Origin of the sequence: Virgibacillus ihumii (genome assembly GCF_902726655.1) — a bacterium.
Taxonomy (GTDB): Bacteria; Bacillota; Bacilli; order Bacillales; family Amphibacillaceae; genus Lentibacillus; species Lentibacillus ihumii.
Genome location: NZ_CACVAN010000001.1, coordinates 721,646 through 737,607, shown reverse-complemented (window position 1 = coordinate 737,607; position 15,962 = coordinate 721,646). Strand labels below are relative to the sequence as shown.

Genomic DNA, 15,962 nt, shown 5'->3' with positions numbered 1-15,962 from the left:
CTTTAGAGGTTCAGGCTTATTGCCAAGCATTTATGGCGATACTTATGCAGCCAGGAAAGTCATACTCTCTTAGCTGCAGGAAAAGGAGCGGACAGTATGTTTATGTTTGAAGACGAGGCAAGTTTTGTTGATGACCGCGAAGATTTACTGGCAATACTTAAAATGCGTTTTGGTGAAATACCACCGGGAATTATCCAGGCTATTTATGATATTAAAGAATATGATGCCATCGAACGGTTAATTCTGGTCGCTTCAAATGTTCCAAGCTTCGAAATATTTATTGAGGAACTGGAGGAGGGTTCCGGCAGCTTTCGGATACTGGGAGATCGTTTCAATCCAATCCAATCATTTAGCGATAAAGGGGAATTAAATGATGAGAAAAAGTAATAAGCTATTTGAAACCCTGAAACACATCCGTCATGGCGAACGAATTAATGATAACTTCACAGAAGAAAGCCCACGTCCGCGTGATGCAGAGGATATTTACCGACGGAGATGGCAGCATGATAAAATTGTTCGGTCAACACACGGCGTTAATTGTACTGGGTCTTGCAGCTGGAAAATTTATGTAAAAGATGGGATCATCACCTCCGAAACACAACAGACGGATTATCCAAGTACCGGGGACGATTTTCCGGAATACGAACCAAGAGGATGTCCGCGCGGAGCAAGTTTCTCCTGGTATACGTACAGTCCAATCCGTGTAAAGTATCCTTATGTTCGCAGTGATTTATATGAACTCTGGAAACAGGAACGTGAACAGGCAGGTGATCCTGTAACAGCATGGGAAAATATTACAAGCAATCCTGAAAAACGTGCAAAATATGTCAGTGCACGCGGTAAGGGAGGATTTGTCCGTGCCACTTGGAAGGACATGTGCGAAATTATCGCAAGCGCAGCCATCGTTACGATTAAAAAATACGGACCGGATCGTATTGCCGGTTTCAGTCCGATTCCTGCGATGTCAATGGTCAGTTATGCAGCCGGAACTCGCTTTCTATCCTTAATAGGCGGTACCATTTTAAGCTTCTACGACTGGTATGCTGACTTGCCGCCCGCATCACCGCAAGTCTGGGGTGAGCAGACAGATGTACCGGAGAGTGCAGACTGGTATAACTCCAAATATTTCATCATTTGGGGGACGAATCTGCCGCAAACCCGGACACCGGATGCACATTTCATGGTCGAGGCCAGGTATAACGGCACGAAGGTTGTAGGTGTGAGCCCTGACTTTGCTGAATATGAAAAGTTCGCTGACATTTGGCTGCCTGCCAGAGCCGGTACAGATGCAGCGTTGGCAATGGCGATGACACACGTTATTTTAAAAGAATTTTACGTAAATAAAAAAACACCTTACTTTACATCCTATACGAAGAAATACACAGATCTTCCTTTTTTGGTTACATTGAGAGAGGAAAATGGTGCATACCGCAGTAATCGTTTTCTCCGTGCATCAGATTTGAATGACCACCATACAAAAGGGGAATGGAAAACAATTGTATGGGATGATGTCACAAATGAACCTGCGACACCGAACGGCAGCATGGGATTCCGCTGGGATAATGACAATAAATGGAATCTGGAACTTAAAAAACAGAATGGAAGCTTTATTGATCCGACATTATCGTTCATTGACAAATCAGATGATGTAACGATGGTTCAATTCCCTTATTTTGCCGAGGAAAATGGGGGAGTCGTAGAAAGAGGCGTTCCTGTCAAACATATTCAGAATAAAAATGGTGAAACAATTAAAGTTACAACGGTTTATGATCTCATGATGGCACATACTGGGGTGGGGCGTGATTTGCCTGGTGATTATCCAAAAGATTATGATGATCCGAAACCATATACCCCTGCCTGGCAGGAAAGTATGACAGGTGTTAACAAGAATCACGTCATTAAAGTTGCCAAAGAATTTGCTGATAATGCCGAACGTACAAAAGGAAAATCGATGATTGCCATGGGAGGCGGAACGAATCACTGGTATCATAGTGACCAAATCTACCGTGCCATTTTAAACCTTGTTTTATTAACAGGTTCACAAGGTGTCAATGGCGGTGGCTGGGCACATTATGTCGGCCAGGAAAAAGTCCGCCCCCAGGAAGGTTGGCAACAGGTATCGTTCTCCGGTGACTGGCAAAAAGCAACACGGCTGCAAAATGGTACATCTTATTTCTATTTTCATACGGACCAGCACCGTTATGAAACACAATTGAACGAAGGGGATTCCGCCTGGGGCAATAAATATGATTCGATTCACCCGGCTGATATTAATGCCCTGTCAGCCCGACTTGGATGGCTGCCATCTTATCCGCAGTTCACACAGAACTCAATTGATATTGTGAAAGAAAGCCGTGAAAACGGTGCAACAACGGACCAGGAAGTTATTGACGATGTCGTCAAAAAGCTGAAAGAAAACAAACTGGAATGGGCCATTGAAAATCCGGATAATCCGAGAAACTTTCCAAGGCTTTTCTTTAACTGGCGGTCCAATCTTTTGGGTGACAGTGGTAAAGGCCACGAATTCTTCGTTAAACATTTGATCGGCGGTGACAACCAGGTCCTGGCCGAACCGGAAAATTCCTGGCAGCCAAAAAATGTAAAAGTTACGGATGAAGCACCAACAGGAAAAGCTGATCTGCTTGTAAGCGTTGATTTCAGAATGACCAGTTCCGGTTTATTCTCAGACATTGTTCTTCCCGCAGCAACTTGGTATGAGAAATTTGATATCAGCAGTACGGATATGCATCCATTTGTGCATCCGTTTAATGCTGCTATTTCGCCGCCTTGGGAAGCAAAAAGTGACTGGAACACGTTCCGGGAAATCAGTAAAGAATTTTCAGAGCTGGCTGAGAAACATTTACCCGAAACAGAGGAACTGGTAACTTCACCGCTTGGACATGATTCGGAAAATGAGATTTCTCAACCATTTGGTGAAATAAAGGATTGGCGAAAAGGTGAAGTGGAAGCAATTCCGGGTAAGACCATGCCAAACATGAAAATTATCAGCAGGGATTATCCAAATACGTATCAGAAGATGACCACTATGGGACCGCTAATCAAAAATGGTTACGGTGGCAAGGGCGTTACAATCCCGGGTGAACCGGTTTATGATGAATTAGGAAAAAGACTGGGAAAATCCAAACGGGACGGCATTGGAAAAGGCAATCCGGATTTGTATACGGACCAGCAGGCAATTAATGCCATACTATTGATGTCCGGGGCAACCAACGGAAAGCGTGCAGTTGCCGGATGGAAGTCCCTGGAAGCGAAAACCGGGCAGAAACTTGGCGACATATCAGCAGCGCGCGAAGAAGAAGATCATACATTACGTGATTTAACTATCCAACCGCGGACAGCTATTTCAACGCCGGTCTGGAGCGGTCTTGAAAAGGATCATCGCCGGTATTCGCCATTTACCGTCAATACGGAATATAACATTCCATGGCGTACACTTACCGGAAGACAAAGTTTCTATCTGGATCATGAAATGATGCTGGACTTTGGTGAAGGACTGCCGCTATATTTGCCGCCATTAAACTATGGTCCATTTCTGAAGAATGAAGAGGGTGTGAAAGCAAACGGTGATTCTATTACAGTAAGATACCTTACACCGCACCAGAAATGGGGTATCCATACGATGTTTACGGATACTACGAACATGTCGACATTGTTTCGTGGCTGGCAGACGATTTGGATGAATGAAAAAGATGGTGCTTCGATTGGGTTGAAAGATAACGATTTTGTTGAGGTATATAACCGGAATGGCGCAATCGCCGCACGTGTAGTTTTGACTTATCGAATACCAAAAGGAATGGCCTACATGTACCATGCCCAGGATCGTACGTTAGGTGTTCCGGCAACAACTGTCAGTAAAGATCGCGGCAAGAAAAAACGCGGTGGTACACATAACAGTGTAACCCGCATCAGTCTGAAACCAACACACATGATTGGCGGATATTCCCAGCTGAGTTACGGATTCAATTATTATGGACCAACAGGACACCAGCGGGATACAATCGCAGTTATCAGACCACTTAAGGAGGTTGATTGGCTTGAGAATTAAAGCACAAGTCGCAATGGTGATGCACTTGGACAAATGTATCGGCTGTCACACTTGTTCAGTAACTTGTAAAAATACATGGACAAATCGTCCGGGTACAGAATACATGTGGTTCAATAATGTTGAAACACGTCCCGGTGTGGGCTATCCAAAACGTTGGGAAGACACTGATCATTTTAAAGGCGGTTGGGTTCTGAAGAACGGAAAACTGCAGCTTAAAGCCGGCGGACCAATCACCAAGCTGATGAATATTTTTTATAATCCGGATATGGCTTCCATGGATGATTACTATGAACCTTGGACATATGACTATCAAAACCTGATTCATAGTCCAAAGGGGGATAACCTTCCTGTTGGCAGACCTCAGTCTGCGATTACAGGCGAATATATTGATAAGCCAGAGTGGGGACCGAACTGGGATGATGATCTTGCAGGCGGAAGCGAAACAGTTTCAAAGGATCCCACTGTTGAGAAATTACAAGAACACATCTCGATGCAGTACGAAAAAACGTTTATGATGTATCTGCCAAGGATATGTGAACACTGCCTTAACCCGTCATGTGTAGCATCCTGTCCATCAGGTGCACTGTACAAGCGGGATGAAGACGGTATTGTGCTTGTGGATCAGGAGGCATGCCGCGGCTGGCGTTTCTGTATGAGCGGATGCCCTTATCATAAAGTTTATTATAACTGGAATACACATAAAGCTGAAAAATGTAATTTCTGTTATCCACGTACAGAGGCCGGTCTTCCAACGATTTGTTCTGAAACATGTGTTGGTCGTATCCGATACATTGGAGTTGTTCTATATGATGCGGATAAGGTAAAAGACGCTGCATCTGTAGAAGATCCGCAAGATCTTTATGAAGCACAACTTTCCGTATTCCAGGATCCATTCGACCCTGAAGTGATTAAAGAGGCGAAGAAAGCAGGAATCAATGATGAATGGATTGAAAGTGCACAGAATTCACCCGTTTATAAAATGGCATTAAAATGGAAAATCGCATTGCCATTGCACCCTGAATACCGTACATTACCAATGGTTTGGTATGTTCCGCCACTAAGCCCGATTATGAATCATATTACCAATGAGGACGAACTTGATACAGATGGCTATATTCCGGCTGTAAACCAGATGCGGATTCCAGTCCAATATCTCGCATCGATCCTGGCGGCGGACGATACAGATGTAATCCGAAAAGTATTACTAAAACTGACAGCAATGCGCGTTCACATGCGTGGAAAAACAGTTGGCGGCATTGACGAGTTTAGGCAAAGTGAACTGCTGAATGAGGCTAATACGACACCGGAGGAAATTGAAGATATGGCCCGTTTACTGGGAATCGCCAAGTATAATGAGCGCTTCGTTATCCCTACAGGACGCAGAGAAATGGATGGCGATGCATTGTATTACGAACAAGGCGCTTGCAGTTTGGAGGATCTTGCCCCCCCTGAAGGAGTGGTAACATATCCATTCGGAAAGGGTGTCAGACAATGAACGACCAAGACCGTACCTTACTCATTATCGGTTCCCGGCTATTGGCTTATCCAGATGAAAATTTTATAAAAGAACAAATAGATATTCAGGATTGTGTACAGGATAATATTACATCGGAGGAACTGAAAAAAGAATTAAACAAAACACTAAAAGCTTTACACAGTTTATCACCGGAGGAACTGAAACAAACCTATGTTGCAACTTTCGATCTGAAGGCAAAACACGGGTTATATCTTACCGCGCATGAATTCGGTGACAGCAGTAAGCGTGGTGCAGGGTTAATTAAGCTGCAAAATATCATCAGTAATGCTGGCTTTGAACGGGTGGATGAAGAACTGGCAGATTATTTACCAATGTTATTTGAATTCCTGGCTGTTGCACCAGACAACCAGGAAAATGAACGATTATTAAGAAGGTTGGCTGCAGCGTTAAAAAGAATACTCAGCAGCATGCCGCTTGACAGTCCATACTATGATATACTGCATATTTTAGCCGTTTATGTTTTTCCGGAACCAACTAAAGAAGAAATTGATAAACTTGAATTTGAAAGGGAAGAAGCGGATTTGGAAGAATTGCCGTACCCGATTATGTACAAATGATAGAAGGAAAAACTCAATAATTAAAGGAGGCGAAAGATATGACCGGGATTTTCTGGTGGGTTATCTTTCCTTACGTAACACTGGCTATCATGGTTTTCGGTCTGTTATATCGCTTTACATTTCGACAATTAACATGGGCAGCACCATCAACGGAGTTTTTTGAAAAAAAATGGCTCCGGCTTGGTTCACCTCTTTTTCATTGGGGTATTGTATTCGCATTTATAGGTCATATAATGGGAATTGTGATCCCGATGAGCTTTTATGAAACGCTGGGGATTTCTAATCATTTGTATCATATGGGCGCAGTATACGGGGGCGGACTTGCCGGTATCGCAACAGTGGCCGGTCTGGTTATTTTGCTCATTCGTAAAATAGTAATTGATCCGATAAGAATTCATGCAACATTTGCAGATTTCTTTTCTGTTGTCGCGCTGCTGATTGTAGCCGGAATCGGAACGTACATGACTGTTTTTGGAAACTTCACACCTGAGGAATTTGATTATCGTTCAGCAATTGGACCATGGTTCAGAAGTTTATTCGTCTTCAATCCGCAATATCAGGTTATGACAGGTATTCCGTTCGTCTTTAAACTGCATACCTTAACGGCCTTTGGACTTTTTGCTTCAATACCGTTCACAAGATTGATTCATTTTTACAGTATACCGATAACATACCCAACCAGAGCACCACAACAGTATAGATCAAGAGCTCAATACAAAAAAGTAAAATAAATAATACACATCAAAACCAAAGGCAGCATCGATATGCTGCCTTTGGTTTTGATAATTTTATTCCTCTCAGAGCATAAATCAACACATTACAACAAATAATAAATTCCATGAAAGTATTGCACATGAGGAGGAAATAGACGTGACTGAGAATATTCACATCCCGCAGTTTCCTGAATCTTACTGGAGGGATTCAATTGAACTTCCATCATTCCCAAGACTTCAGGATTCTGTCAAAACTGATGTTGGTATTGTAGGGGGTGGAATCACAGGAATAACTGCAGCATATTTACTTGCAAAAGAAGGTTTAAAGGTGACTTTAATTGATGCCGGATTACTCCTAAAGGGAACTACCGGTCATACGACAGCCAAAATCACAGCCCAGCATGGACTTATTTATGATGAATTTTCCCGGCATTTCGGGGCTGAGCAGGCATCAAAATATCATCAGGCAAATATGGAAGCAAAACAATTAATCGAAAAATTAGTTGAACAGCATAAAATTAAATGTAATTACCAGCAGGAAGATGCATACATTTATGCTACGTCCGAGCAGTACCAAGAGAAACTGGAAACAGAGAAAAAAGCATATGATGAACTGGGTATCTCCGGGGAGTTAACCAACAGCATCCCGCTTGGACTTTCGATAAAAAGTGCACTTTGCATGGAGAAACAGGCACAGTTTCATCCATTAAAATACTTAAAGGCAATTGCAAAAGAAGCAGAGAAGAATGGTGCAGTGTTTTATGAAAATACGACCGCAGTCGATGTAGAGTACAATAAGCATCCTGCTATCGTAACACGTGATGGCAAACGCATAACTTGCCGTTATGTAATCCAAGCTTCACACTATCCGTTTTACGATGGCCAGGGTTTTTATCCAACCAGAATGTACGCGGAACGGGCATATATCGTTGCAGTCAAAACGCCTGAAAAATTCCCGGGTGGTATGTATATAAATGCTGAATCACCCTCACGATCAATTCGTTCCGCACAGATGGATGGAAAAGAAATGTGGCTGTTTGCAGGAGAAAACCACAAAACCGGACAAGGACAATCCACGATGCAGCATTATGATGCATTACAACAATTTGCGGAAGAAAAATTCGGCATCACGGACTATGTATACCGCTGGTCAGCGCAGGATTTAACAACACTGGATAAAATGCCGTATATCGGGCCGGTAACTAGAGGTGAGAATTCAGTTTTTGTCGCCACGGGCTTTCGTAAATGGGGAATGACAAACGGAACAATTGCCGCCAGTATTTTAAGTGATCGTATTTTGGAAAAGGAAAATCCGTATGCTGAAATATATAGTCCTTCCAGATTTCAAGCCGACCCTGCCATTCGTAAATTTATGCGTACGAATGCGGATGTAGCAAAACATTTAATAAAAGGAAAACTTGAGTACACCAACAACAATATTGACGAACTTACACCTGATAATGCGATTACAACCCGAATAAATGGAATGCGCGCCGGCGTTTATATGGATAAAGAACGTAACTTACATGCAGTCGATACAACTTGTAAGCACCTTGGCTGTGAAACACACTGGAATTCCGGTGATCGTACATGGGATTGCCCTTGTCATGGCTCACGATATTCGTACACAGGAGAAGTACTGAATGGTCCGGCCAATGAACCATTGAATAGAGTTGAAATTGATTAAAAGCTATCGCTGTTGCGAGCAAATTATCAACCGTAAATTGCGGATCAACTATCTTAGAAAACTTGGATGTTACCAAGCCATTAGGTGACAACTATAGTTGCACTTATGCAGTAAGAAAGGATTAAATCCTTTCTTAACTGCCAAAAAAGCAGCCGAATTGGCTGCTTTTTTAGCCAAGATGAAAATTCGATACAAAACGTACAAAATCACTTTCCTTCTCATGATCGTATTTATAAAGAATATACATACATGCTTTTGGAAGCTCCAGAATTGGAACTGGAACTTCCAACAATCTGCCCTCGAGCAATTCCCGATTAATAATAGATTTAGGCAAAAAACTGATGCCAATGCCTTCAAGCACAAATCGCTTTGCGATGTGCGACTGTGTAATTTTTATAAATTTAAAAGTATGCAAGGTTGCTTTCAATTGTTCCTTAAGAGCCCTCCAATAAACAGGGTGATTATCCGTGAAAATAACATTATTCTCAAGCAACTTTCTTGCTTCAAGAACAGGTCCCGATTCAAGATCGTATCCATCATGACTGCATACCAGGCTTATAGATTCTTCATGAAATTTTACAGTATTAATATTTGAAGACCCTGGTAAACAGGACAGCCCAATATCCGCTTCATCATTTTCAACAGCATCATTTATATCATTTGATTCAATAACCTGTATTGATAACACCACATTGGAATTACGTTTCGTATATTCCCGAAAAATAGCCGGCAGCACCGTATCGGCAAGCAGTGGTGAAATTGCAATCCGAATCGATTTTGTAAATCCCTGCTGATAGTTACCAATCAGTGTCATACTGGTTTCATATTGATTGACCAATTTTAATGCCTCTTTGTAAAATAACCGCCCAATTTCAGTTAATTGAATCTGTCGGCCATGTTTCAAAAATAACTTATTACCGATTTCCTTCTCCAACTGGCGTATTTGAAAAGTTACGGCAGGCTGGGTTATATATAACTTTTCAGATACAATTCTAAAGTTTTCGTATTCAGCTGCCATAATAAATGTTTTTAATAAGCGCATGTCCATAATTCTACCTCATTAATAAGAATTACTAATTATTATATAAAAAAACATTAAATTTTAATAATGGAAAGCATCATATACAATAAAAATAACAAAAGGGAAGGGGAGATATGCATGAACACCCGTGGATTAAAAGATGTAATTGTAGCTGAAACAAGAATTAGTGATATTAATGGCAGTCAAGGTAAATTATCATATCGCGGACTGCATATTGAAGAAATAATTGACAATTATTCATTTGAGGAAACAGCTTTCTTTTTGCTATACGATCGAATACCGAATGCAAATAAGTTAACCGCATTTGATTTAGACTTAAAAGCTGAACGCAATCTGCCGGAGCAATTAAAGATTATACTTGATACGATACCAACACATACCCCAATGATGGATGTATTACGGACCGGGATTTCAGCCTTGTCGGATAGTAAAGCCATACGTTTGATCGCCATTATACCAACCATTATTGCATATCGCTTCCGTAAAATTAATCAACTACCGGAGATTAAACCTAGTCGCAATTTAAAACACTCAGAAAATTTTATCTATATGTTAACTGGAACTGTTAATGAAACAAAAGCAAAAATACTTGAATCTTATATGATTATGACGATGGAACACGGCATGAATGCATCCACATTCTCAGCCAGGGTTACAATTTCAACACAAAGTGATCTGACCGCAGCAGTTACAAGTGCCTTAGAAACGATGAAAGGACCATTACATGGCGGCGCGCCATCGGGCGTTATTAAATTACTCGACGAAATCGCTACTGAAGACAGAATCTATAACGTTATACAAAGTAAATTACAGAATAATGAGCGCATCATGGGTTTTGGCCATCGTGTCTATAAAACGTTTGATCCGCGCTCAGAAGCTTTAAAAACAACATTACTGAAACTGGAAGAAAAACCGGATTGGATTGAGTTAGCATTAAAAACAGAGATAAAAACCGTAAACATGTTGCGTGAATATAAACCAAATCAGGCACTGTATACAAATGTCGAATATTATGCAGCTGCTATAATGAAATCACTGGATTTAGATTCATCTTTATTCACAGCCATATTCAGTGCAAGCCGAATTGTCGGATGGTGTGCACATGCAATAGAACAAGCTGATAACAATACAATTTTCAGGCCGTCAGTTAAATATATTGGTTAAAAGCATTAAAAAATCACGTTGAAAATCAGCGTGATTTTTTAATTTATCTCAATATCATAAGTAAACTTTATTTTTGAGACAAAGTAATTAAATTTTTGATGAGTGCTGATAAGATATATTATGTCTACTAGAAAATATTGTAAAATAAAGAAGGTGTTTTCAAACACCCTCCTAACCCGGAAATCATTACTGTTTAATTTTTTTCTTCTTTCTTTTAGTGCATTTTTATGTACCTTAATCCCTCTGTCTTGTAATTGATCCACAGGTAATTTTTCCAGTTGAAATTCGTTATACTTTCGTTTTAAATATAAATCTTTATTCCGGTATATCCATTTAGAAAAAAGATTAATTGTTCTCCTGCCGCAATGAAAAACCCCAGAATATATGCCATATTATTTGACCAAGTTTTGAAATAATGCTCATTAAATATATATTTCCGCTTCCAGCTTCCGTGTGGTCTCATTTCAACATTATTCCTATGCAACACTAAGCATATATAACGTGATGTTACATTAGCATGGTTAGCAATTTCAATTGTTCGTTCGCCATTCTTATACAATTCTACTATTTCTCGATCACTAAGTGTTCTTTTTGTTAATCTCCCCTTACCCACTAATCCCACTCCCCATTAGAACGTTTGTTCTATTATATTATTGCACACTAAAAATTGCGAAAAATCCAATTTGAAACATAATATTTCAAGTCTGTTCTCACGTTTATTCCTTTTATTGTTAGAAAAAATGGCTTACCAGAAATTAGAAAAAGGGTGAAAGCAAGATACGGTTGATCTTACTTTCACCCTTTAGTTTGTAGACCCTTGTATACGTGTCTCTTCAAATTCACGTATTTTATCATAAGATTTCACCAAATGTTCAGGCACCAATGTTCTGCCATATTCCCACGCATTTGCTTCTATTTCCGATTGAAGCTCTTCTTTTTCATCATCTTCTCCATATATTAATATTTTTAAATCACGTTTATTTTTCTTGAAATCCAAATAATAACCGAGTTCATGATAAAGGATTAACTTAATAATATTTTCATCTGACTCCTTTAATTTAAATAATTCTCTGACATACCCATTTACTTGCAGATAATTAAATTTTATCGTCTTTGTTGATACATTATAGCTCATTGGTACAGCTAATTCATTGTTGGACTCATAGTTAATGTCCAGATTAAGTTCATTCAATGTTGCTTTAATTATTCGCTCAATGTTCCATATATAAAGCATTTTTCAATCACTTTCCTTATAAAATATCGATTTTAATTCGGATCATTAAGATTATTCTTACACAGGATAATAAGCTACGTCAATGGATCGATTACATAAAGGCGCAATTCTCTTGGAGAAAAGCGCCCAATATATGAAAAAGGATAATAAATATTATTTTATTTTTCAAAACCATATTATTTATCCGTTACTTTATCGCACCTTTTTCAACGCCGCTGATAATCCACTTCTGAGCCAAAATGTACACGAGAGATAGGAAACACCGGACGAATGACAATTTCGCCCGGTAGTAATTACCGCAGCCGATAAACGGATGCTTCATAAGGGTTTAATGTAATTGATTGGAAGTTGCGGCTCTCAGCCTCCGCATCATTTGTAATTAACATCTCCTTCGAGGGATTAACGAGTTCTTCCGGAAGCTCACAGGGCTGCTTTTCTCCCGTAAAGTTACACAAGATGAGAAGCTTTTCATCCCCCAGGCTTCTCGTGTAAGCATAGATCGCCTCACTATCAGGAAGAAGAAGTTCATAGCTGCCGTAAACAATTACATCATACTGTTTTCTCAGTTCAATTAGTTTTTTATAAAAATAAAAGATGGAATTTGGATCACTCAACGCCTGTTTTGCGTTAATCTCATTGTAATTCCGATTCACCTTGATCCAGGGGGTGCCATCTGTAAATCCGGCATGTTCTGTATTATCCCACTGAACTGGTGTCCGGGCATTATCCCGTCCTCTTGCATAAATCGATTTCAGCACCTCTTCAGGATCTTTTCCATACTCTTCAACCTGTTCACGGTACATGTTCAAGGTTTCAATATCTTGGTAATCCGTTATATCCGGAAAATGCACATTTGTCATCCCTATCTCTTCACCCTGATAAATGTAGGGCGTGCCTTTCATCATGTGCATACAGGCTGCGAGCATTTTTGCCGATTTCTCGCGGTATTCCTCGTCGTTGCCGAAACGCGAGACAACACGGGGCTGGTCATGGTTATTCCAATAAAGACTGTTCCAGCCTTCTTCTTCGAGTTCCTTTTGCCATTTTGTCATGATTTCCTTGAGCTCAGTCAGTTTCCACGGCAAGTGGCTCCATTTTCCATTATCGCCGTCACCCAGTCCCATGTGTTCAAAATGAAAAACCATGTTCAGTTCATTGCGGTCCTCACCGGTATAAAGTTTTGCCTGTTCCGTGTTTACCCCGGGCATTTCTCCCACAGTAATAATATCGTAATGTGACAACACCTTCTGATTCATTTCCTGCAAGAATTCATGGATACGCGGACCATCCCTGAAATAGTCAGACCCTGAAGCATATTTTTTTCCATTCTTCACTTTACCGTCAGAGTAGTTTTGGTCCTTTGAAATAAAATTAATCACGTCCATACGAAAACCGTCAATACCTTTATCAAGCCACCAGGTCATCATGTCGTAAATTTCCTGCCTTAGTGTTTCGTTCTCCCAATTGAGATCGGGTTGTTTTTTACTGAATAGGTGCAGAAAATATTGATCTGTCGTTGTATCGTATTGCCATGCAGAACCGCTGAACGAGGATTCCCAGTTTGTTGGTTCTTTGCCGTCTTTTGCATCCTTCCATATGTAATAGTCCCGCTTTTGGCTGTCTTTTGAAGATCGTGATTCAAGAAACCAGGCATGTTCATCTGAAGTATGATTAACAACAAGGTCCATCATTATTTTAATATCGCGCTTATGAGCTTCCCTAAGCATCTCATCGAAATCTTCCATCGTACCGAACTCATCCATAATCGACTGATAATCGCTGATGTCATAGCCGTTATCATCGTTGGGCGACTGATAGACAGGCGAAAGCCAGATTACATCGATGCCAAGTTTTTGCAAGTAGTCAAGCTTTTGGATAATCCCTCTGATGTCGCCAATTCCGTCTCCATTGCTGTCATTAAAACTCCGGGGGTAAATTTGATAAACAACCGATTCTTTCCACCAGGCTTTTTGCATCATCATGTCATCCTTTCTTATATAACGTAAACGTTTACGTAAATGAAAAAAGTATTTGCCACTGTACAAATAGCGACATATATTTCTCCTATGTTAAGTCTTTAACTGATTGACGTTCCACAATCGTGTGAGGCAAGATATAACTTCCAACTTCCTTACCAGTCCGCAGCATTTGAAAAAGAGTATTGGCCGATTTATACCCCATCTCGAACAATGGCTGCGCCAAGGCGGTCAGAGGAGGAATCGACATTTCCGATAGTTTCGTATTATCATAACCTATCACGGAGAGATCATCCGGAACTTGAATCCCAAGTTGATGAGCCATAGATATTGCACCAATGGCTATCTCATCGCTGGCCGCGAAGAGAGCTGTCATTTCGGGAAACCTGTTTAATAAAACCGGAAAACATTCTGCCCCATCTTTAAAACCAAACCCGCCATTTGAAGCAATGTTATCTTCTTTAACGGACAAGTCGTGCTCTTTCATTGCCTGCTTATAGCCCTCCACTCTCGGCTCCCCGGCAATTTTATCTTGCCTGCACCCACTAATCATCCCTATATGCGTGTGCCCTTTTCTGATTAGAAACTCGGTTGCACTGTAAGCTGCATGCCGATCATCAACTTTAACGTATGGAAGTGGAAATTTGTACGATGAAGTGGAAACAAGAACAACTGGCACATCCATCGCTTTAAGAGTTGTATAGTAATCTTCTGTCATTTCTTCACTTGCAAAAATGACACCGTCTACCTGTTTCTCCTTCAGAAGCTGCAAGTATTTCATCGTTTTTTTCCCGTTTGAAGAAGTATTGCATACAATCACACTATGCCCTAATTCATGCGCCTTGCTTTCAATTCCCCGCAGAATTTCTGATGACAGCATTCCTGATACATCGGGAAAAAGAACACCAAGGGTTTGTGTCTTTTTGTTAATTAAACCGCGAGCAATCGCATTTGGCTGATAATTCAGCTCTTTGATGGCTGCCAAAACTTTATTTTTTGTGTTTTCCGAGTATCCAGGAAGATCATTTAATATTCTTGATACAGTTGCGATCGATACATCTGCCTTCTTGGCTACATCTTTAATTGTTGGACTCATAGCTTCCCCTTCTTACCGTAAAAGTCTTGGAACTGCTCAAAACATAACGTAAACGTTTAACTTTGGTTTTATCCTACACTGTTTGCAATTATGCGTCAACACTCATTAATAATTTCATTTATTAAATTCAATTTAACTATATATAGGCAGCCTTCAACGTTTATAAAATCTTGTTCCTAAAGTGTACTTAGTTAAGAAATATTGAAAAACAAAAAGAGGTACCAATATAAGATTGATACCATCTATCTGTTTCCTTCCTTATTCACGATTCGTACTTATTCAGCTGATTCAAGTTCACTTTCGACAACCCACTTATGGTTAACAACTTTCTCACCACCTGTAGATGGTGTGAAATTAACCATATATACGGTAGTTTCGACTGCTGAATCAATGACGGCTTTGGCACCATTCATTCCTTTCATATGATCCGCATTTAAGATCACTTCAGTACCTGGTTCCAGCGGGGCTTCTCCTGGATCTTCAACAAGAAGTTCCTCATGGATGACCCATTTATGGTTCTTTACCGGTTCGCCGCCATTTGTCGGGGTAAAAGAAACCGCATAGGCAGTTGTGTCGAATGCCCCTACAATGGTTGCCCTAGCACCACTCATCCCCTTCATATGCATATGCTCGGCTTTAATAATAGCATTACTTCCAACTTCATATTTGGGATTTTTTGCTTCTTGCAATCCAGCGGGAACTTTTCCTGAACTGGACATATGCTCAGACATATTACCTTGCGAATGGGAGGATGATTTCTCGTTTGTCTGTTGCTGGTTTGCATCATCATTTTCTGCATTTGTTTCACCGCTGCCACTGCCGCATGCAGCTAACAGCATAGCAGTACAGATCAGAACAACACCCATCCATAGTTTTTTGTTTGTCATAAT

At 40.5% G+C, this 15,962-nt stretch carries 12 protein-coding genes and 1 pseudogene; 7 read left to right on the top strand and 6 right to left on the bottom strand.

Annotated features, from left to right (window positions below; genetic code table 11):
• Nucleotides 1-96 precede the first annotated feature (96 nt).
• The 6 genes from HUX68_RS03580 (at nt 97) to HUX68_RS03555 (ending at nt 8,560) form a co-directional block, all read left to right on the top strand.
• Nucleotides 97-387: a hypothetical protein gene (locus HUX68_RS03580; RefSeq protein ID WP_174613532.1), complete on the top strand. Its 291-nt coding sequence runs from the start codon at nt 97-99 to the stop codon at nt 385-387.
• The gene (locus tag HUX68_RS03575) at nt 374-4,066 is read left to right on the top strand and encodes a nitrate reductase subunit alpha (protein WP_174613529.1); all 3,693 of its coding nucleotides are present in this window, start codon (nt 374-376) and stop codon (nt 4,064-4,066) included. The genes HUX68_RS03580 and HUX68_RS03575 overlap by 14 nt, the downstream gene beginning before the upstream one ends.
• Nucleotides 4,056-5,561 carry a nitrate reductase subunit beta gene (gene narH, locus HUX68_RS03570; protein WP_174613527.1) on the top strand — a complete coding sequence of 502 codons (1,506 nt, stop codon included), beginning with the start codon at nt 4,056-4,058 and terminating at the stop codon, nt 5,559-5,561. The genes HUX68_RS03575 and narH overlap by 11 nt, the downstream gene beginning before the upstream one ends.
• Complete coding sequence (gene narJ, locus HUX68_RS03565; RefSeq protein WP_174613526.1) at nt 5,558-6,160, top strand: nitrate reductase molybdenum cofactor assembly chaperone; 603 nt, start codon at nt 5,558-5,560, stop codon at nt 6,158-6,160. The genes narH and narJ overlap by 4 nt, the downstream gene beginning before the upstream one ends.
• Before the next feature lie 38 nt (nt 6,161-6,198).
• Nucleotides 6,199-6,891 carry a respiratory nitrate reductase subunit gamma gene (gene narI, locus HUX68_RS03560; protein ID WP_174613524.1) on the top strand — a complete coding sequence of 231 codons (693 nt, stop codon included), beginning with the start codon at nt 6,199-6,201 and terminating at the stop codon, nt 6,889-6,891.
• Between the two features lie 139 nt (nt 6,892-7,030).
• Nucleotides 7,031-8,560: an FAD-dependent oxidoreductase gene (locus tag HUX68_RS03555; protein ID WP_174613522.1), complete on the top strand. Its 1,530-nt coding sequence runs from the start codon at nt 7,031-7,033 to the stop codon at nt 8,558-8,560.
• Nucleotides 8,561-8,729: 169 nt separating this feature from the next.
• Here HUX68_RS03555 and HUX68_RS03550 read toward each other — a convergent pair whose 3' ends face one another.
• Complete coding sequence (locus HUX68_RS03550) at nt 8,730-9,608, bottom strand: LysR family transcriptional regulator (RefSeq protein ID WP_174613521.1); 879 nt, start codon at nt 9,606-9,608, stop codon at nt 8,730-8,732.
• Nucleotides 9,609-9,719: 111 nt separating this feature from the next.
• Here HUX68_RS03550 and HUX68_RS03545 point away from each other — a divergent pair, with 111 nt between their 5' ends.
• Nucleotides 9,720-10,766, top strand: coding sequence for a citrate/2-methylcitrate synthase (locus tag HUX68_RS03545; RefSeq protein ID WP_174613520.1), 1,047 nt, complete (start codon nt 9,720-9,722; stop codon nt 10,764-10,766).
• A gap of 355 nt (nt 10,767-11,121) precedes the next feature.
• Here HUX68_RS03545 and HUX68_RS03540 read toward each other — a convergent pair.
• From HUX68_RS03540 to HUX68_RS03520, 5 genes and pseudogenes are all read right to left on the bottom strand, one after another.
• Nucleotides 11,122-11,379, bottom strand: a pseudogene (locus HUX68_RS03540) (endonuclease); the annotation flags it as partial.
• A 189-nt stretch (nt 11,380-11,568) separates the two neighbouring features.
• Complete coding sequence (locus HUX68_RS03535) at nt 11,569-12,000, bottom strand: hypothetical protein (protein ID WP_174613518.1); 432 nt, start codon at nt 11,998-12,000, stop codon at nt 11,569-11,571.
• A 293-nt stretch (nt 12,001-12,293) separates the two neighbouring features.
• Complete coding sequence (locus HUX68_RS03530; protein ID WP_174613516.1) at nt 12,294-13,976, bottom strand: glycoside hydrolase family 13 protein; 1,683 nt, start codon at nt 13,974-13,976, stop codon at nt 12,294-12,296.
• A gap of 88 nt (nt 13,977-14,064) precedes the next feature.
• Nucleotides 14,065-15,072: a LacI family DNA-binding transcriptional regulator gene (locus HUX68_RS03525; protein WP_174613514.1), complete on the bottom strand. Its 1,008-nt coding sequence runs from the start codon at nt 15,070-15,072 to the stop codon at nt 14,065-14,067.
• 275 nt (nt 15,073-15,347) lie between these two features.
• Nucleotides 15,348-15,959, bottom strand: coding sequence for a YdhK family protein (locus HUX68_RS03520; protein ID WP_174613512.1), 612 nt, complete (start codon nt 15,957-15,959; stop codon nt 15,348-15,350).
• Nucleotides 15,960-15,962 lie beyond the last annotated feature (3 nt).